Origin of the sequence: Roseateles sp. So40a, assembly GCF_048081605.1 — a bacterium.
Taxonomy (GTDB): Bacteria; Pseudomonadota; Gammaproteobacteria; order Burkholderiales; family Burkholderiaceae_C; genus Roseateles.
The window spans coordinates 5,670,673-5,690,527 of sequence record NZ_CP182288.1; the positions used below are offsets into that span (position 1 = coordinate 5,670,673).

Sequence of the window (19,855 nt, forward strand, 5' to 3'; positions counted from 1 at the left end):
GTAAGCGAACTACGGGTAAATGATAGGGTCCAAAATGACAACGATGTCAATCGACGCGTTGACAACGTTGTCATGCGCCGCCTACGATGTACTCAAACTACAAGAACAAGACCCGGAACAGAGCTTCACCTCAAGAGCCCACCTGGAGACAACATGACTGACCGCTTCATCCGCCGGCCGCGACTTGGCCTGACCACGCCCGTCCAGTTCGCCGTTCTCGCGCTGCTGGCCGGCGCCGCGCATGCGCAATCGACCGAGGGCGCCGCGCCGGCGCCTCAGGCCGACACGAGCGCCACCGCCACCGCCACCGCCGCATCCCCCGACGCCAAGGACAACAAGGCCCTGCCGCAAGTGGTCGTGACCGCGACCAAGCGCGCGACCTCGCTGCAGAAGACCCCGATCGCGGTGACCGCGCTCAGCGCGTCCACCATCGAGGACAACCACGTCAAGAGCATGCTCGACGTGTTCAACCTCGTGCCCAGCATGCAGGGCACGGGGCAGGGCGACCACGGCATCGTGAGCATCACGCTGCGCGGCATCGGCAATGACTCCGCCAAGACCGAATACGCCGACCCCGAGGTCGCGCTCTTCGTCGACGGCGTCTTCGCGCCGCGTCCCGAAGGCGCGGCCACGATGCTCTTCGACCTCGACGGCATCGAGGTGCTGCGCGGTCCGCAGGGCACGCTGTGGGGCCGCAACTCCACGGTCGGCACGATCAACATGAAGACGGCCAAGCCCGTGCTCAAGGACAACTCGGGCTACCTCGAGCTGGGCACCGGCACCTACAACCGGCTCGGTGCCAAGGGCGCGATCAACATCCCGTTGAGCGACACCCTGGCCGCGCGCGTGGCCTTCATCCACGAGCAGCACGACGGCTACGTCGACTACCAGAAGCCCACGCAGTACACGTTGGCGCAGCAGCAGGCCGCGTACAACGCACAGAACACCGCGGGCACCTTCCCCCCGTTCCAGCCGCTGAACTACAACCTCTTCGTCACCGGTGGACCGAAGTACAACGCGCAGGACCAGACCGCCGCGCGCCTGAGTTTCCTGTGGCAGCCGGTGAAGGCTTTCCGCTGGGACCTGTCGCTGGAGCAGTTCGCCGATCGCGGAACGCCGTCGATGAGCCTGATGCAGACGCCGCGCGCCGGCGAGAAGCTGTGGTCCGCGCTGATCGACACCGCGCCCTCGCTCAAGCGGGACTCGACCTCCATCCGCAGCCGCATGGAATACGACCTCGGCGGCATGGCGCTGGCCTATGTCGCGGGCTACACCCACTTCAAGGGATCGGGCACCTTCGACCAGGACTTCGGCGTGCAGATGCCGACGAGCTTCACCACGGGCGCCACCCATCAGGAAGACAACACCGTCTGGACCAGCTACCGCAGCCAGAGCCATGAACTGACGCTGCAGAGCACGCAGAAGCAGACCATCGACTGGGTGCTGGGCCTGTACTACGCGGCCGAGGACAACGGCATCCGCTTCGACATCCCGATCATGAACGGCACCCAGCAGGGCACCGTCAGCTGGCAGGGCTCGTTCATCCAGCCCAAGGAGACGGTCGATTCCAAGGCCGCCTTCGGCCAGGCGACCTGGAACCTCACCGACGCCTTCCATGTCACCGGCGGCCTGCGCTACACGCATGACGATCGCAAGAACATCGGCGGCCGTGGCTGGACCTGGGCCTACAACGCGGCCGCGCCGCAGATCCCGCTCAACCCGACGATCGATCCGACCGATCCGGCCAACGGCTACCAGGCGGGCAACATCAACGACGCGCATTACACCGGCAGCAAGACGACCTGGCTGGCCCGCGCGACCTACGACATCAGCAAGGACTCGATGGCCTACGCCAGCGTGTCCACCGGCTACAAGTCCGGCGGCACCGGCGACGGCGGCCTGCCCTACGGCCCGGAGACGCTGACCAACTACGAGGTCGGCTACAAGACCTCGCTGCTGGACGGCCGCATGACGTTCAACATCAGCGCGTATCACATGAAGTTCAAGGACTTCCAGTTCAGCGCGCCGGTCATCGTCAATGGCAATCGCCAGTTCGCGTACTCCAACGCCGAGGGCGCGAAGGTCTCCGGCCTGGAAGTCGAGACCGCGTGGATGATCACCAACGACGACAAGCTGCAGTTCACCGCGTCGTACACCAAGACCAAGCTGGGTCAGCTGGTCGCCGCGTCCAACGACTACCAGCTGCCGACCTGCTTCGATCCGACGCTGGGCGGCACCTGCCTGAACGTCACCGGCAACGAGCTGCCGCACGCGCCCAAGGTCTCGATCCAGCTGATGTACGAGCATGTGTTCCCGCTCGCCAACGGCGACCAGGTCGCGCCGCGCATCAGCTATCACTACCAGTCGGCCAACTGGCTGTCGGTCTTCAACCTGGGCGACGGCGACCGTCAGAAGGCCTACTCGACGGCCGACATCGCGGTGCGCTACTCGTCGAAGAAGAACTGGTACGTCGACGCCTTCGTGCGCAACGTCTCGGACGAGAAGATCAAGACCAGCGCGGGCAGCTCGGTGAGTTACGCCAACCCGGTGTGGACCGCGCAGTACGCGGCGCCGCGCACCTTCGGCGTGAACGCCGGCTACAACTTCTGAGCATCGTGCCCAGCGGCTCCATGAATCGGCGATCGGCGGCGTGCGCGCTGCTGGCCGCCGGCATTTCGGCCGCGCTCCCCGGGACCGTGTCTTCCGCGACGTCCGCGATGTCCGCGGCGGCGCCGGTTCCCCCGACGCGCGCACCGAGCTCGGTGCTGCGCGTCGCCACCTTCCCCGACCTCGACCGCGCCGCGATCGCGGCCGCGCCCCGCTGGCGCGCGCTGCATCCGGAGGTCGAGCTCAAGCTCGCGTCGATGCAGTACGCCGATCACCACCTGTCGATGACGACGGCGCTGGCCACCGGCTCCGGGCTGCCCGACGTGATGGCGATCGACCTGCGCTACATCGGCAAGTTCGCCGGCTCGGGCGGCTTCGTCGATCTCAACCAGGCGCCCTACCTGGCCGCCTCCCATGCGGGCGACTACGTGCGTTTCGCGCTCGCGCAGGGCGTGGGCCCGGGCGGGGCGCAGGTCGCCATCCCTGCCGACATCGGGCCCGGCACGCTGATCTATCGCCATGACCTGCTGGAACGCGCCGGCGTGAGCGAGGCCGAGATCACGCGCGACTGGGCCTCCTACCTCGCCGCGGGCGAGCGCATCCGCAAGGCCACCGGCGCCTACCTGATGGCCGACGCCGCGGACCTGCGCGACATCGCGCTGCGCCAGGGGCTGCAGGACGGCGAGGGCCTGTACTTCGATGCCGACGGCCGCGTGCTGGTCGAGTCGGCGCGTTTCCGCCACGCCTTCGAGCTGGGGCGGGCCGCGCGGCGGGCCGGGCTGGACGCGCGCGCGATCGCCTGGACCAACGACTGGGCCGCCGGCTTCAAGCAGGGCCGCATCGCCACGCAGATGATGGGCGCTTGGCTCGTCGGTCAACTGCGCAACTGGATCGCGCCGCAGACCGCGGGTCTGTGGCGATCGGCGCCGCTGCCCGGCGGCGTGCGCGCGGCCTACGGCGGCTCGTTCTACGCGATCCCGAAGAAGGCCGCCAACAAGTCCGCTGCCTGGGATTTCATCCGGCTGATGACCGCCGACGCGCAGGTGCAGCTCGATGCGCTGCGCCAGCTCGACAGCTTCCCCGCGATGCGCGCCGTCCACCGCGATCCGGTGATGGACGAGCCCATCGAGTTCCTCGGTGGCCAACGCGCGCGCCTGCTGTGGCGCGAGACCGCCGATCGGATCCCGGCGATCCCGGTCAACCGCTTCGACGCGCTGGCCACGACAGTGATCCGCGACGAGTTCGAGCGGGTCGTCGCCAAGGGCAAGGCCATCGCCGAGGCGCTGGCCGATGCGCGTCATCTGATCGAGCGCCGCGCGCGCCGCCGCTGAGCCCGTCGATGCGCGCCCTCCGCCTGCCCCTGCCTCGGCGCCTGCACGCGCTGATCGCGTCCGCCGCGCGCTCGCGCCGCGTCGCACCCTACCTGTTCATCGCGCCGTTCTTCGCGCTCTTCCTGGTCTTCAGCCTCTTCCCGCTGCTGTTCTCGGTCTACCTGTCGCTCCAGCAGTGGAACCCGGCCGAGGGTCTGCACACGATGCACTGGGTGGGGCTGGAGAACTACGGCTACGCGCTCACCGATCCGTGGTTCTGGGACGCGCTCTACAACACCGCGTGGTTCGCGCTGGTGGCCGGCGTGCCGCAGCACCTCGTGGCGCTGCCGCTGGCCTTCTTCATCCATCGCCGCATCAAGCGCGGCCGCGACCTGATCGTCGGCGCGTATTTCGTGCCCTACATCACCTCCAGCGTCGCCATCGCGCTGATCTTCACGACGCTGTACTCGAAAGACTACGGCCTGATCAACGCGGCGCTCGCGGAGCTGACTCGCATCCCCTTCATCGGCAGCCCGCTGGCCTCGCTGACAGCGATGCGCGAGGGCGGCATCGACTGGCTGGGCGACGCCGACGTGACGCGGCCCGCGGTGGCCTTCGTCGTGTTCTGGCGCTACCTCGGCTGGAACCTGGTGCTCTACCTGTCGGGCCTGCAGGTCATCGACAAGGACCTCTACGAGGCCGCGACGCTGGACGGCGCGAGCGAGTGGCAGCAGTTCCGCCACGTCACGCTGCCGCTGCTCAAGCCGATGATGTTCTTCGCGGTGACGCTGACGATCATCGGCAACCTGCAGCTCTTCGAGGAACCCTTCATCCTCGTGGACGGTGAGAAGGGCGTGGCCTCGTCGGTGATGACGACGGCGATCTTCATGTACCGGACCGCCTTCTCGGACGGCGACTTCGGCACCGCCTCGGCGATGTCGTGGCTGATGTTCGTGCTGATCGCCGCGCTGACCTGGGTCAACGCGCGGCTCTTCGGCCGCGATCCGAGGAGCAGCCATGGCGCGCGCTGAGATGACGTGGTCGTCGCCACCGGTGCCCGCGCCGCGCGCGCGTGACGGGCAGCGTCGCCGGCGTCCCGCCGGACGGCCGTGGCTGGCCTGGCTGATCGTGGCGGTGGGCGCGCTGGTGCTGGTGTCGCCGCTGTACTTCACCTTCGTCTTCGCGACGCACGGCCGGGCCGAGATCTTCGACACGCCGCCGCCGCTGTGGTTCGGCGGCGCGGCGGCGTCCAACCTCACGCTGCTCGAGGAGCGCCTGCCCTTCTGGCGCAACCTGGGCATGAGCCTGTACGTGGCCTCGATGACGACGGCGCTCAACCTGCTGCTGTGCTCGCTGGCGGGTTACGCCTTCGCGGTCTACGAGTTCCGCTTCAAGCGCGCGCTCTTCGCGGTGGTGCTGGGCTCGATGATGCTGCCGGCCTTCCTGCACATGATCCCGAGCTTCATGGTGATGGACGCGCTGGGCTGGATCGACGAACCGCGCGCGCTGTACGTGCCCGCGGCGGCGAGCGCCCTGGGCATCTTCCTGATGCGGCAGTACATCGGCTCGGCCATCCCGCCGGACCTGCTCGACGCGGCGCGCATCGACGGCTGCGGTGAGCTGCGCATCTTCTGGAGCATCGTGCTGCCGCTGCTGACGCCGGCGCTGGGCACGCTCGGACTGATCACCTTCATCGCGAGCTGGAACAACTTCGTCGCGCCGCTGGTGGTGATGCGCTCGGCCGAGCACTTCACGCTGCCGCTGGCGCTGCGCTCGATGCAGGCGCCCAACAACACCGAATGGGGCGCGCTGATGATCGGCAGCGCCATCGCGATGCTGCCCCTGCTGGTGGCGTACTTCTTCAGCGCCCGGCGGCTCGTCGCCGGGCTGACCTCCGGCGCCGTGCGCGGCTGACCGAACCTCCGCCATGACTTCCTCGATCCCTTCGATCGCCTCGATCCCCCCGACAACAACGACCACGACGCCGACCATGCACGCGAACGACGCCAACCCCGCCGCCGACACCGCCACTTTCCACTCGCTGATCCAGTCGCTGCCGGCGGACTTCCAGTGGGGCTCCGCCACCAGCGCCGCGCAGATCGAGGGCGCGGCCCGCGAGGACGGCAAGGGCGAATCGATCTGGGATCACTTCTGCGCGCAGCCCGGCCGCATCAAGGACGCCTCCAACATTGACGTGGCCTGCGACCATTACCGCCGTTATCCGGAGGACGTGAAGCGCATGCAGTGGCTGGGGCTGGACGCCTACCGGTTCTCGTTCTCGTGGCCGCGTGTGCAGCCGCTGGGCCGCGGCGCCTGGAACGAGGCGGGCTTCGACTTCTATGACCGCCTGATCGACGAGCTGCTCGAGGCCGGCATCAAGCCCAACGCGACGCTGTATCACTGGGACCTGCCGCAGGCGCTGGACGCCTCCATCGGCGGGCTGCTGTCGCGCGACGTGGTGCCGCTGTTCGCCAACTACGCCGCCGAGATCGCGCGCCGTTTCGGCGACCGGCTCTCGACGATCGCCACGCTCAACGAGCCCTGGTGCTCGGCGACGCTGGGCTACGAGACCGCGCAGTTCGCGCCCGGCCACACCAACCGCGCGGAGGCCTACCAGGTCTCGCACCACCTGCTCATGATGCATGGCGCGGCGATGCAGTCGATGCGCGCGGTCGGGTCGAAGGCGCAGCTGGGCATCGTGCTCAACCACACGCCGTCCTTCCCGGCCGATCCGCTCAGCGAGGACGACCGCCGCGCCGCGCGCATCGATGACGGCACCAACGTGCGCTGGTACATGGACCCGGTGTTCCGCGGCCAGTACCCGGCCGACATCGTCGAGTACCTCGGCGCCGACGCGCCGCGCGTGCAGGACGGCGACCTCGCGCTGATCCAGCAGCCGCTGGACTTCCTGGGCATCAACTTCTACACGCGCAGCGTGCTCAACGCGCAGCAGCAGTTCGTGACCCCGCCGGGCGAGCTCGGCTTCACCGACATGGGCTGGGAGATCTATCCGCAGGCGCTGACGCAACACCTGCTGCGCATCACCCGCGAGTACACGCCGCCGCCCATCGTCATCACCGAGAACGGCATGGCCAACGCGGATGCTGTCGTCGACGGCCGCGTGCCCGACGCGGCGCGCATCGCCTACCTGCGCGGCCACCTCGAGGCGCTGGCCCAGGCGGTGGCGCTGGGCGCCGACGTGCGCGGGTATTTCTACTGGAGCCTGCTGGACAACTTCGAGTGGAACTCGGGCTACCTGAAGCGCTTCGGGCTGTTCCACGTCGACTACGCGACGCAGGAACGCCTGGCCAAGGACAGCGCCCACTGGTACCGCGATCTGATCACGGCGTTCAAGGCGGGCCGCTGAATCTGTCGCCGCGCGACGCTGAACGGCTCTGAGCGGCGCCGGTCACTGGCCCTCGTCGGCCAGCGCATCGGAGTCGCCGGGTCACGCGGCCGGACTGTGGCAGCATGCGGGACTTCCGCGTGAGCGGGCGGGGCGGGCACGCCTCGTGCCGCGTCACGTGAGGACAGACTGCATGGGTGAAGGAGTGTTGGGCATGAGGCAAGGCGATCCCGGCGACGTGACGGCGTCGCGGCTGCTGGCGGACGTGGGTGCCACGCATGTGCGTTTCGCCAGCCAGGGCGGTGCGTCCGAGCCGCTGGAGCATGTCGCGCGCTACGTGTGCCGCGACTTCGACACGCTCGCCGACGCGATCTTCTATCACCTGCATCGCGAGGGCCTGCCGCGCCCGCGCAGCTGCGCGATCGGCATCGCCACGGCCATCACCGGCGATCACGTGCGGATGACCAACCACCACTGGAGCTTCTCCACGCGCGCGCTGCAATCGGCGCTGGGCGCGGAGCGGCTGCTGGTGATCAACGACTTCACCGCGCTGGCGCTCGCGCTGCCCGCGCTCGGGCCGCAGGCCATGCGCAAGATCGGCGGCGGCGAGGCCGTCGCCGGCGCGGCCCGGGGGCTGGTGGGGCCGGGAACGGGACTCGGCGTGTCGGGCCTGCTGCCGTCGGAGGACGGCACGACGATGGTCGCCGTGGGCGGGGAGGGCGGTCACGCGACCCTGTCCTCCTATGACCCCGAGGAGCGCCCGGTGCTGGACCTGCTGCATCGGCGCTTCGGCCATGTGTCGGCGGAACGCGCGGTGTCGGGACCGGGGCTGGAGAACCTCTACACCGCGCTGGCGGAACTGCGCGGGCTGAAGCTCGCGCCGGGAGAAGGCCGCGACGCGCCCGCGATCACCGCGGCGGCGCTGGCCGGCGAGCCCTTCAGCAGCGAGGTGCTGACGATGTTCTGCGCGCTGCTGGGCGACGTCGCGGGCCACGTGGCGCTGACGCTGGGCGCGCGCGGCGGGCTCTACATCGGCGGCGGCATCGTGCCGCGGCTGGGCGAGTGGTTTGACCGCAGCCCGTTCCGCGCGCGGTTCGAGTCCTGCGGCCGCCTGACCTCGTACCTGCGCGCCATTCCGACCTACGTCGTGCACGAGGCCGACCAGGCCGCGCTGCTTGGCGCCAGCCGGGCGCTGGACCGGGACGTGCTCACGCACTGAGCCCGGCGCCGGGCCGGCCGGAGAGACCGCAGGCCCGGCCTTCCGATTTACTTCGAACGACGCTCGGCGCTCTTGCGCGAGATGCGCGCCAGGCGCTGCTGCTTGGCCGGCCAGCGCAGCGCCACGATCGCCAGGGCGAGCGCGGCCAGCCACGCCGCGTTCATCGCGCCGCCGCCACCGCCGCCCGACGAGGTGTCGGTGGGCGTGGTCGGCGTTGTCGGGGTGGTGGGCGTCGTGGGCGTGGGCGTGGTCGTGGTCGGTGCGACGGCGGCCACCGCGGCGCTGGCGTCCAGCATGCCGGCGCCGCAGTTGGCCGTGTTGCAGTTGCACTCGAGCTGCGGCTGCGTGCTGTTGCCCGCGACGCAGGCGGCCACGCCGGAGACCGCGCTCGGGAAGGCGCGGGCCGTCGACTGCAGGGTGCTCTTGATCTGCGCGGGCGTGAGGCCCGAGTTCGCCGACAGCATCAGCGCCACCGTCGCGCTGACCAGCGGCGTCGAGAAGCTCGTGCCCGTGCCGTAGGTGTAGGCGTTGCTGCCCGCCACCGGCGACGTCGTGCCGCTGTTGGTGGCAGTGACGATCGGATAGAGGCAGGGGCTGCCCGAGGTCGTGTTGACGCAGTTGCCGCCCGGCGCGCTGATCGTGATCTGCGGACCGAGGTTGGAGAACCCGACCTTCGTGCCCGAATGCCGCAGGCCCGCGACCGCGATCACGTTGTTGCAGTTGGCCGGCGTGCCGACGGCGATGCCGCCTGCCTTGGTCGGATCGTCGTTGTCCACGCCGTTGCCTGCGGCCACCACGACGGTCGAGCCCGCGCCCACGGCCGCGTCGATGGCGCTCTGGTAGGTCGTGGAGCAGGCGCCGTCGCCGCCCAGGCTCAGATTGATGACCTTGGCGACGTTGGTGTTGGTCGGGAGGCCCGGCACGGTCACGCCGGCCGCCCAGCGCATGCCGGCGGCGATGTCGGAGGCCCAGCCGCCGCACTTGCCCAGCACGCGGATCGGCAGGATCTTGGCGTTGTAGGCCAGGCCGGCCATGCCCTGGCCGTTGTTGGTGAGCGCGGCGATCAGGCTGGAGACGCGCGTGCCGTGCCAGGAGCTGTCGCTGATGTCGTCCTTGGAGCACGTGGTGCCCAGCAGGCCCGCGTCGATGTCGGCCTGGCTGACCCAGTCGCCGGGGTCGCTCGGATCGCTGTCGGCGCCGTTGCCGTCATTGGCCGCGGCGATCTGGCTGGCGGTGGCCGTGTTGCCGTTGTTGTAGCCGACCAGGTCGTAGCCGGACAGGAACTGACCGCTCAGGTCGGGATGGTCCAGGCGCACGCCGGTGTCCAGCACCGCGACGGTGACGCCGGTGCCGGTGGCCTTGTCCCAGGCGGCGGGCGCGTTGATCGACGAGATCAGCGTCGAGTCCGGCGGCTTCAGGTACCACTGGCCGGCGGTGACGTTGAGCGAGGTGGCCGTGGCGTACAGCGGGTCATTGGGCACCGCGAAGTGTTTCCACCAGCGGTCGACCTCGACGAGCTCCACGTCGGGATCGGCGGCCAGGCGGCGGGCCAGCTCGGCCGAGCTCATGCCGGCGGCGACGTAGACGTGGGTGCGGCTGTCCAGGCTCACGCGGGCCTGCAGCGAGGCGGCGTGGCGCAGGCCCAGCGTGGTGCCGCGGACCTGGGCGATGTCCTTGGCCTCATAGGCGGTCGCGCGCACGGAGAGCGGGCGCGCCTTGACCGCGTCGGCCTGGGCCTTGAAGCGCACGATGACGCGCGCGAAGTCGGGCTGCTGGTCCGGTCTCACCGCCGTGCCGCTGGCCGCTGCCGCGGTGCTGGCTCCGAACAGGCCCGACAACATCGCACCCGCGACCATGGCGGCCGCCAGGCGCTTCGGCAAAGACAGCACGAACATGCGAGAACTCCACAAATCTGGGTTAGCCAGTTTATGGGGGTCGCTGCTAAGAAGTTGCTAATCCTCTGACACATTTGCGGGCTCACCTCACCCTGAAGAGGGGATTTCTCACGCAAACGAGGAACGCCCTCCCGCCAAGTGGTGACGGTTCGTATCCGCGACGCGAGCGGACATGAAAAAACCCCGCCAGGGCGGGGCTTCGGGGGAGGGGCGAGGGTCGCTTACTTGGCGACGACCTTGACCATCTCCAGCACCTTGTTCGAGTAGCCCCACTCGTTGTCGTACCAGGACACGAGCTTGACGAAGGTGCCGTCCAGGGCGATGCCGGCGTCGGCGTCGAAGATCGAGGTGCGCGGGTCGCCGCGGAAGTCGGTGGCGACGACCTTGTCCTCGGTGTAGCCCAGCACGCCCTTCAGGGCGCCTTCGCTCTGGGCCTTCATCTCGGCGCAGATCTCCGCGTAGGTGGCGTTGTTGTTGAGCTCGACGGTCAGGTCGACGACGGAGACGTCGGAGGTCGGCACGCGGAAGGACATGCCGGTCAGCTTCTTGTTGAGCTCGGGGATCACCACGCCCACGGCCTTGGCGGCACCGGTGGAGGACGGGATGATGTTCTCGAGGATGCCGCGGCCGCCGCGCCAGTCCTTGTTGGACGGGCCGTCGACGGTCTTCTGCGTGGCGGTGGTGGCGTGCACGGTGGTCATCAGGCCGCGCTTGATGCCCCACTTGTCGTTGAGCACCTTGGCCAGCGGGGCCAGGCAGTTGGTGGTGCAGCTGGCGTTGGAGATGATGGCCTGGCCGGCGTAGGTCTTGTCGTTGACGCCGTAGACGAACATCGGGGTGTCGTCCTTGGACGGGGCCGACATGATGACCTTCTTGGCGCCGGCGGCGAGGTGCTTCTCGCCGGTTTCCTTGGTCAGGAACAGGCCGGTGGCCTCGACGACGATGTCGGCGCCGACCTCGTTCCACTTCAGCTCGGCGGGGTCCTTGACCTGGGTCAGGCGGATGCGCTGGCCGTTGACGATCAGGGTGTTGCCATCGACCGCGACTTCGCCGTCGAAGCGGCCGTGCACGCTGTCGTACTTCAGCATGTAGGCGAGGTAGTCCGGCTCGAGCAGATCGTTGATGCCGACGATCTGGATGTCCTTGAAGTTCGCCACGGCGGCGCGGAACACCATGCGGCCGATGCGACCGAAGCCGTTGATACCGATCTTGATGGTCATGAGGAAAGTCTCCTGCGAGTGAAATGAAACCGTTGTCGCCCGGGGGCGTCGGGTGACGCGCCTGCCGGGCCGGTATTTCCGTCGCCCTGCCGTCGCGCCGCCGAAGTGTTCTGTGTCCCCGCTCTCGACAGGCCGCTCGGAGGAGCCGCCCGGAAAGCCGGAAACGTGCGATTTGAACAGATAGTCGGCGCCCGACGTTTCGAGCGGGTTACCAGGTTACGGCGACGCGACCGCAGTGGTTTCATCGCCCAGCTTCAACTTGCCGCAAGGCACGTCGATCTGGATCGTCTGGCCGAACAGGTCGTTGGCCATCTTGTCGGGCTTGAGGCGTAGATCGCGGGCCTCCAGCCATTTCAGGAAGGTCAGCCGGTTCGGATTGACCGGTTGCCCTGCTTCCACCTCGTTGGGCAGGCGCGGCCCGTAGATCGTGTAGTTCACCTTGAACGGGCAGTTCATGGTGTCGAAGTCGAAATCGGCCTTCAGCGTGTCCAGGTCCTGGACCATGCCCAGGAATCTCGTCAGCGGCAGCTGTGCGTTGTTGAGGGCATAGACGCGATAACCGGGGGGCAAGGTCGTGAACTGCTGGCGCATCACCACGGGGCCCTTGAGCGCGTCGGTCTCGCCCGTCAGGCAGGGCATCCGGGACCGGGCGGCCCACGCGACGGTGGCACGCACCGCTTCGGGGGAGGCGTTGGTGTAGAGCACCTTGACCTCGGGGATGCCCGAGGCGTCCGACGACCCGCCCGAGGGCTGACGGGTCGGGAAGAAGGTCAAGGTCAGCACCACGTGTTCGACGTCACGCGAGCTGCTCGACTCGTCGATGCGGACGCCGTCCGCCGGCTGCACGATGCAGGCCGTCGGAATGCTGGGGCGATCGGGCGGCATGGGCAGCGGAGCCAGGCCGCTGTTGTTGAAGTTGAACTCCTGCACGGCCTGGACACTGCCATCCGAGGGCTGCAGGCAAGGCAATCGGTAGCGGTCCACGTAGCGCCGAACGACCTTGAGCTGATCCTCGCGCAGGGTGTTGGCGAGGATCTCGATCTCGGGCGCCGCAGTCGGTGTCGAGAAGCGCAGCAGCACACGCGCCCATGGCGAACCGCGGTCCAGATCGCTGCGCGGGGGAAAGGTCGGCGGCTCGGCGGGGCGTTGCAGGCAAGCGAGCGATTGGGCCTCGCTGGCGGGGGTGGCCTCGGTGCGGGCTTGCGCGCAGGCGCTGTTGGCGCTCAGCAGCAGCGCGAGCGCGCCGGCCAGCGGGGCGATGTGACGGTGCGGCATCGGAATCCTTGTTGTCCTGTCCCTGTGCCCGCGCGGCGATCGATCGCCGTCATCCGGGCGCGGCGCAGTCTATGCGTGCGACCTTGGGCGCGGCCTCAGGGCTTTCGGGGGTGATGACCGGGATCCGACGGGCGGAAACGACAAAGGGGTGCCAGAGGCACCCCTTGGAGGGAGACGGCGGCGGACCCGAGCGGATCCGCGCCGTCGATGGCGTGGGCGATCAGCCCTTCCCCAATCAGCCCTTCAGCCGCGCCTGACCGATCACGACCTTCACCGTGTCGGCGACGTTCTCGGGCGTGAAGCCGAAGTGCTTGAACAGCACGTTGGCCGGGGCCGATTCGCCGTAGGTGTCCAGGCCGACCACGGCCGACACGCCGTACTTCCACCACAGGTCCGTCACGCCGGCCTCGATGGCCACGCGCGGCAGGCCGTCCGGCAGCACGCTCTTCTTGTACTTGGCGTCCTGGCGGTCGAACAGGCTCGTGCAGGGCATCGACACGACGCGCACCGCGATGCCGGCCACGGCCAGCTGCTGCTGCGCCGCGATGGCCAGCTGCACTTCCGAACCGGTGGCGATCAGCACCGCTTGCGCCTTCTTCTTCAGGCCGATGTCGGCCGGCTCGCTCAGCACGTAACCGCCGCTGGTGATCGCGTCCACGGCCTCGCCCGACTTCTTCAGGTAGGGCAGGTTCTGGCGGCTCAGCGCCAGCACGCTCGGACGCTGGGCATTGGCCAGGGCCAGGGTCCAGGCCACCGCGGTCTCGGCGGTGTCGGCCGGACGCCAGACATCCAGGCCGGGGATCAGGCGCAGGCTGGAGACATGCTCGACGGACTGGTGCGTCGGGCCGTCCTCGCCCAGGCCGATCGAGTCGTGCGTGAACACGTGGATCACGCGCTGCTTCATCAGCGCGGCCATGCGGATGGCGTTGCGGCTGTAGTCGCTGAAGGTCAGGAAGGTGCCGCCGTAGGGGATGAAGCCGCCATGCAGCGCGACGCCGTTCATGATCGCGGCCATGCCGAACTCGCGCACGCCGTAGTTGATGTGGCGGCCGCCGTTGGAGCTGCCGTCTTCTTCCAGGCGGAAGGCGGGGGTGCTCTTGGTGTTGGTCAGGTTGGAGCCGGTCAGGTCGGCCGAGCCGCCCAGCAGCTCGGGCATCGCAGCGGTGAAGGCTTCCAGCGCGAGCTGGCTGGCCTTGCGCGTGGCGACGGTCTCGGCCTTGTCATGCGCGCCGATGACGGCCTGCGCGGCGACGTCGGCGAAGTTGGCCGGCAGCACGCCCGCGATGCGGCGCGAGAACTCGGCGGCCTGCTCGGGGAATTGCGTCGCGTAGGCGTCGAACTTGTCGTCCCAGGCGGTCTCGACGGCGGCGCCGGAGGCCTTGGCGTCCCAGTCGGCGTAGACCTCGGCGGGCAGCACGAAGGGCTCGTGCGACCAGCCCAGCGCCTCGCGGGTCAGCTTGATCTCCTCGGCGCCCAGCGGCTCGCCGTGGGCCTTGGAGGTGTTGGCGCGGTTGGGGCTGCCCTTGCCGATGTGCGTCTTGGCGATGATCAGCGAGGGCTTGTCCTTGCTGGTCTTGGCCAGCGCGATGGCGGCGTCGACGGCGTCGACATCGTGGCCGTCGACCGGGCCGATGACGTTCCAGCCGTAGGCCTCGAAGCGCTTGGCGGTGTCGTCGCCGAACCAGGGGCCGACCTGGCCGTCGATGGAGATGCCGTTGTCGTCGTAGATCGCGATCAGCTTGTTGAGCTTCCACGAGCCGGCCAGCGAGCAGGCTTCATGGCTGATGCCTTCCATCAGGCAGCCGTCGCCCAGGAACACGTAGGTGTGGTGGTCGACGATGGCGTGACCGTCCTTGTTGAACTCCTTGGCGAGCTGCTTCTCGGCCAGCGCCAGGCCGACGGCGTTGGTGATGCCCTGGCCGAGCGGGCCGGTGGTGGTCTCGACGCCCGGGGTGATGCCGACTTCCGGGTGGCCCGGGGTCTTGGAGTGCATCTGGCGGAAGGCCTTGAGCTCGGCGATCGGCAGGTCGTAGCCGGTCAGGTGCAGCAGCGCGTAGATCAGCATCGACCCGTGGCCGTTGGACAGCACGAAGCGGTCGCGGTCCGGCCACAGCGGATTGGTCGGGTTGTGGCGCAGGTGGCGCTTCCACAGCGCGACGGCGATCTCGGCCATGCCCATGGGGGCGCCCGGGTGGCCCGAGTTGGCCTGCTGGACGGCGTCCATCGCCAGGGCACGGATGGCGTTGGCCATCTGGGTGGTGTTGGGGGAGGCGACGGCAGCGCTGGTCTCAGCCATGTTGGTCTCGGCGGGAGTTGGGGCAAACCCGGCATTCTAGTGATCCTCCGCAAACCCGCTTCGGGCGCCCCGCTTTGTTGCGAATCCTCGCCATAGCCGGGCTATGGCTCCGGTTCGCGCCTAGCGGTGCATCCCGAATCGGATTCGCGGCGGACCACTAGAGTCGATCGCTAAACTGCGGGGCTCAAATTTCTGGGTTTTCGATGCGAGCCATGATCCTCGCGGCCGGGCGCGGCGAGCGCATGCGGCCGCTGACCGACCACACGCCCAAGCCCTTGCTGAAGGTGCGCGGCAAGCCGCTGATCGAGTGGCACATCGAGGCCTTCGCCCGCGCCGGCATCCGCGACATCGTCATCAACACCGCCTGGCTGCACGAGCAATTCGAGGCCACGCTCGGCGATGGCGCGCGCTTCGGCGTGCGGCTGCATTACAGCCATGAAGGCGAGCGCTACGGCCGCACGCTGGAGACGGGCGGTGGCATCGCCACGGCGCTGGACCTGTTGTGCGCCGATGGCGACGAGGCCTTCTGGGCGGTCTCGGCGGACATCTTCATCCCCGAATTCGTCTTCGATCCGGCGACCGCCGCGGCCTTCGTGGCGAGTCCTCTGCTGGCGCATCTGTGGTTCGTGCCCAAGCAGCCGCGGCATCCGACGGGCGACTTCGGCATCGATGCCGAGGGCTTCGCGACGATTGACGGCGACCTGGAGGTCTACAGCAACATCGGGCTGTACAAGCGCGCGTTCTTCGATGGCGTGACGCCGGGAGAGCATCAGCGCATCCGCTTCAGCCTGGACCGCGCGATCGCCGCGCGCGCCGTGACGGCCGAGCTCTACACCGGGCCGTGGGCGAATGTGGGGGCGCCGGAGCAGTTGGCTGAGTTGAACGCCATCGGTTGAGGCCTCGTCGGTTTGAGATCGCAATTTGCGATCTCAAAGCGGTGGGCGAAGCGCCGATCGCATCGAACCTACGACCATCCCGGCTCCGATCGCCAAGTCGCCGGGAATCCCAGTTCCGATGACGACACGGACGGGTACTTCGAGAAGATCGCCTCGAGGTCTTCCACCCACGTATTGGGCAGGCGAGTCTGACGGAGCAGGTACTGAATCACAGTGGCGGTCGCGAAGAAGCTCTTCTGATCGCGGAACTTGATGCCCGCCTTCTTGTAGTTCGCGGGAGCGACACCCAGCTTCACGCGAAGGATCTGACCATGATGCGCCGCCAGATTCCGCACGACGGTCAAGCTGTGGATCCAGGACTTGAAGACGTCGGGTTCGTCGATCGCAAAGCGCCTGGAAATGGCCTTCTTGTCGTTGACGTCGCGAAGGATCGAGTAGGTACGCGACCACAGTCCAAAACTCACGCACTCCGCAACAGCCCAACTTGGCGGAAGGTACGGCTCGTCGTACTTCGCCAAGTAGTGTTCGACAAACCGCTTTCCCTCTGCTCGCCGGACCTCCTCCTCGATCTTGCGGATGAGATGGCCCATACCCCAATCGCGAGTGGGCTTGAAGATGCCGGGCAGCAAGAACCAGTGTGGCGAGTGCTTCAGGCTGAGCGCATCTGCAATAGCGGTGCGAATCGCAACCTCTAGTCGATCGATCGCGGCCGCAGTCGCCGCTCGCAACTCTCGGTCAAATTCACAGCGATCAATGATCTGACCAAACGATGAGCCGGATGGAAAGCGCTGCGAACTCGCATCGACGAGGTGATGCCAATAGCCCTTCAGCCGGTACGCTCCGACACCGCGCAAAAAGTCGAGTGCTATCCGCTTTGTGCACTTGCTGACGACCAAGCCTCGGTCCTCAAGCTTCTGGAGCAACACCTCCGGTGAAGAGGCCTTCTTCAGATAGGACACCTTCTGCTGGGACACGCGCTGCCCACCAAATAGAAAACCCGCCTTTTGCACGTCTGCTTTCGCAGAACCCTGGCCGAAAACCAGGACGTGTGGCGGGTGTGTTGCGGCGAAGTCTAACGCGATGCCATTGGTCGTCGCAAGTCCGGATCGGCATCGCATCCCCAGAGACGAGTCCAGCCGCAAAGCCTGACCATCACGAGAGACACCCATCATGCAAGACCTGACACCTTCGCACGATGGGCTGTTCGAAAGCAGATCAAAGGGCCGTGTCCAAGCCGCAGTTGACGCAGATCAGCTGCGAGTTAGAAATGGCGTGTGTGCAGCGAAGCACTGTGGCGTCGACGCGCCAGATCTTTCAGTTCACCGGATGCCAGCGCATCCACGCCATTCGCAGGTTCGCCACGGCGAAGGGGCATGTGCCTGTCGCCACGAACAGCGCTCACCGCGCCGTCGCCACCGGCCGCCCGGCCCAGCGCTCGCACTGCTGCCGCACGAGCTCGTTGAGCAGCTGCTCGCGCTCGACCACGCCGCGCGCCCACGTCGCGTCGTTGCCCTGCCAGCGCATCTCCTCGCGGACATAGCGCAGCGCGGGCTCCGCCTTCAGCGCCACCGCGTGCGGCTCCAGCGCATGCAAGGTCACGTTGAGGTCCTCGCGCAGGCTGCGGTGCTCGCCGCTCTTGGGATCGACGAAGGTTCCGTCCAGCCCGAACCGGCAGGCCTGGAAACGGTTGAACGTGTAGGGCAGGTAATCGTCCTCGTGCAGCGCGAACGGCTGATCGTGCGAGATCCACCGCGCCAGGCACTGGATCAGCGCCGCCAGCGCCGACGCCTTCTCGATCGTCAGCGGCGTGTCGAGCACGCGCACCTCGATCGTCCCGTACTCGGGCTTGGGCCGGATGTCCCAATAGAAGTCCTTCATGCTCTTCACGACGCCCGTGTGCGTCATCTTCTCGAAGAACACCAGGAAGTCGTCCCAGGTCAGCACGAACGGCGCGCGCCCCGACAACGGGAACGCGAACACCGAGTTCAGCCGCGCCGAATGGAAGCCCGTGTCATTGCCCTGCACGTAGGGCGAAGACGCCGACAACGCGATCAGGTGCGGGATGAATCGCGACAGCCCATGCAGCAGCCGCAGCGCATGGTCCGGGCCCTCGCAGCCGATGTGCACGTGCTGCCCGAACACCGTGAACTGCTTGCTCAGGTAGCCGTACAGCGACGAGATCTCCTGGAAACGCGGCTTGTCGAAGATGCGCTGCTTGCTCCAGTGCTGGTACGGGTGCGTGCCCCCGCCCGACAGGCCCAGGTTGAGCTTGTCGGCGCTGCGCACCAGCGCGTCGCGCGTGATCGTCAGCTGCTCCAGCACCTGCTCGTAGTTCGTGCACACGTTGGTGCAGAGCTCGATCATGCTGTCGGTGATCTCCGGCGTGACATCGCCGGGCACGGTCTCGCCCTTCATCACGCGCAGCAGATCCTTGGACCCCGGCATCAGGTCGTAGTCGTGGCGGTTGACGATCTGGAGCTCCAGCTCCACGCCCATCGTCAACGGTTTCGAGATGGCAAACGGTTCGAGGCTCATCGCTTCGCAGCCTCCTTCACAGGCGTTTCAGGGTGATGCTCGCCGGCCAGGCGCAAGCCCCATTGCACGGCGATCGGTCCGACCAGCTCCATCAGCGCGATCGTGGACAACACGACCGGCGCCAGCATCGCGGCGACCGGCGGGTGATGCAGTTGCACCTCGCTGAACAGCACCAGCATCGTGCCCGACACCGGGCTCAGGCACACCGCCAGCGCGATGCCCTGGCGCGCGTCGATGCCGCTCAGCCGGGCCATGCCGGTCAGCGCCAGCGCCTTGGCCAGCAGTCGCAGCAGCAGCAGCGCCAGCGCCAGCACCGCGCCCGTCGCCAGCGCCTGCAGCGTCCACGCGGAACCGACCGCCACGAACAGCATCAGCACCAGCACGCCACCGGCCGTGCCGAAGTGGCGCGGCCAGACCCAGGGACGCTCGGTCGTGTTGCGCAGGATCATCCCGGCCAGCAGCGGCACCAGCAGCGTCGACAGGTTCAGCACCCGCGCCACGCTCAGCGCCACCAGCACCAGCCCCAGCAGCATCAGCACGGAGTTCTCGTTGCGCAGGTCCAGGCGGCGCATCAGGTTGGCGGTCAGCCGCGCCAGCAGCGCCGCCACGATGATCGAGCCGATGAACGCGTACAGCGGCTGCGCGACGGCCTCGAGCCAGTCGCCCTTCTGGTCCAGCGCCAACCAGCCCAGCAGCAGCTTGTGCGCGAGCACGCCGTAGATCGTGTTCAGCGCCGTCAACGCCAGCATGCGCTCGCTGACCTGACCCGCCGCGCGCAGCTCCGCGCCCACGCGCCCGACGACAGCCGCGCTGGAGGCGATCGTCAGGATCGCGCAGCTGAACGACACCAGGGGGCTCACGCCCAGCAGCGTCAGCCCGTAGCCGACGACCACGAACGAAGCAAGCGCCTCGGCCGCGCTCGCGCCCAGCAGCGCCTTGTTGCTGCGCAGCCAGCGCAGGTTCACGCGAGAGCCCATCTCGAACAGCAGCAGCGCCAGCGCGAGATCCACCACCAGCCGCAGCCGCACGTCCAGCGCGCCGTTGGCGAAGATGCCGTGGCCCAGCGCGGCCAGCACCATGCCCACCACGCTGTAGCCGACCACACGCGGCAGTCCGAGTCGGCGGTTGACGAATTCGCCGAGCACGCCGGCGGCCACCATGGTCAGCGAGGCCCAGAACAGCCAATCCGGGCGCGGCGGCCAGGTGCTGAACTGCAGGAAGTTCGCAAGGTCGTTCATCAAAACGAAGGTTCTCCT

At 68.0% G+C, this 19,855-nt stretch carries 14 protein-coding genes; 7 read left to right on the forward strand and 7 right to left on the reverse strand.

The features are described 5' to 3' along the window. Positions 1-153 precede the first annotated feature (153 nt). The 6 genes from ACNI65_RS25865 (at position 154) to glk (ending at position 8,482) form a co-directional block, all read left to right on the forward strand. A complete protein-coding gene (locus tag ACNI65_RS25865; protein WP_416760434.1) occupies positions 154-2,610 on the forward strand; it encodes a TonB-dependent receptor in 2,457 nt (818 codons plus the stop codon). 20 nt (positions 2,611-2,630) lie between these two features. Next, positions 2,631-3,938, forward strand: a complete 1,308-nt coding sequence (locus tag ACNI65_RS25870) for an ABC transporter substrate-binding protein (RefSeq protein ID WP_416760435.1) — start codon at positions 2,631-2,633, stop codon at positions 3,936-3,938. 8 nt (positions 3,939-3,946) lie between these two features. Further along, positions 3,947-4,948, forward strand: a complete 1,002-nt coding sequence (locus ACNI65_RS25875) for a carbohydrate ABC transporter permease (protein WP_416760436.1) — start codon at positions 3,947-3,949, stop codon at positions 4,946-4,948. After that, positions 4,935-5,831: a carbohydrate ABC transporter permease gene (locus ACNI65_RS25880; protein WP_416760437.1), complete on the forward strand. Its 897-nt coding sequence runs from the start codon at positions 4,935-4,937 to the stop codon at positions 5,829-5,831. The genes ACNI65_RS25875 and ACNI65_RS25880 overlap by 14 nt, the downstream gene beginning before the upstream one ends. Before the next feature lie 13 nt (positions 5,832-5,844). After that, positions 5,845-7,284, forward strand: a complete 1,440-nt coding sequence (locus ACNI65_RS25885) for a GH1 family beta-glucosidase (protein ID WP_416760438.1) — start codon at positions 5,845-5,847, stop codon at positions 7,282-7,284. Positions 7,285-7,477: 193 nt separating this feature from the next. After that, on the forward strand, positions 7,478-8,482 hold the full coding sequence (gene glk / locus ACNI65_RS25890) for a glucokinase (RefSeq protein WP_416760439.1): 1,005 nt from the start codon (positions 7,478-7,480) through the stop codon (positions 8,480-8,482). Positions 8,483-8,529: 47 nt separating this feature from the next. On the opposite strand, the gene ACNI65_RS25895 is transcribed toward glk, so the two are convergent. From ACNI65_RS25895 to tkt, 4 genes are all read right to left on the reverse strand, one after another. Continuing rightward, entirely contained in the window at positions 8,530-10,377 is a 1,848-nt protein-coding gene (locus ACNI65_RS25895; protein ID WP_416760440.1) for a S8 family peptidase, read from the reverse strand. A gap of 221 nt (positions 10,378-10,598) precedes the next feature. After that, positions 10,599-11,597 carry a type I glyceraldehyde-3-phosphate dehydrogenase gene (gene gap, locus ACNI65_RS25900; RefSeq protein ID WP_416760441.1) on the reverse strand — a complete coding sequence of 333 codons (999 nt, stop codon included), beginning with the start codon at positions 11,595-11,597 and terminating at the stop codon, positions 10,599-10,601. Between the two features lie 216 nt (positions 11,598-11,813). Next, positions 11,814-12,872, reverse strand: coding sequence for a hypothetical protein (locus tag ACNI65_RS25905; protein WP_416760442.1), 1,059 nt, complete (start codon positions 12,870-12,872; stop codon positions 11,814-11,816). A gap of 235 nt (positions 12,873-13,107) precedes the next feature. Then, positions 13,108-15,168 (reverse strand): transketolase, encoded by a 2,061-nt coding sequence (gene tkt, locus ACNI65_RS25910; RefSeq protein ID WP_416760443.1) that lies wholly within the window; start codon positions 15,166-15,168, stop codon positions 13,108-13,110. A gap of 203 nt (positions 15,169-15,371) precedes the next feature. On the opposite strand from tkt, the gene murU reads away from it, so the two are divergent. After that, entirely contained in the window at positions 15,372-16,064 is a 693-nt protein-coding gene (gene murU, locus ACNI65_RS25915; RefSeq protein WP_416760444.1) for an N-acetylmuramate alpha-1-phosphate uridylyltransferase MurU, read from the forward strand. A gap of 68 nt (positions 16,065-16,132) precedes the next feature. On the opposite strand, the gene ACNI65_RS25920 is transcribed toward murU, so the two are convergent. The 3 genes from ACNI65_RS25920 to ACNI65_RS25930 all read right to left on the reverse strand — a co-directional run bounded on the left by ACNI65_RS25920 (position 16,133) and on the right by ACNI65_RS25930 (position 19,837). Further along, entirely contained in the window at positions 16,133-17,236 is a 1,104-nt protein-coding gene (locus ACNI65_RS25920; protein ID WP_416760445.1) for an Abi family protein, read from the reverse strand. 226 nt (positions 17,237-17,462) lie between these two features. Next, entirely contained in the window at positions 17,463-18,599 is a 1,137-nt protein-coding gene (locus ACNI65_RS25925; protein WP_416760446.1) for a YbdK family carboxylate-amine ligase, read from the reverse strand. Beyond that, the gene (locus tag ACNI65_RS25930; RefSeq protein WP_416760447.1) at positions 18,596-19,837 is read right to left on the reverse strand and encodes a cation:proton antiporter; all 1,242 of its coding nucleotides are present in this window, start codon (positions 19,835-19,837) and stop codon (positions 18,596-18,598) included. Before ACNI65_RS25930 ends, ACNI65_RS25925 begins: the two co-directional genes overlap by 4 nt. Positions 19,838-19,855: the final 18 nt, after the last annotated feature.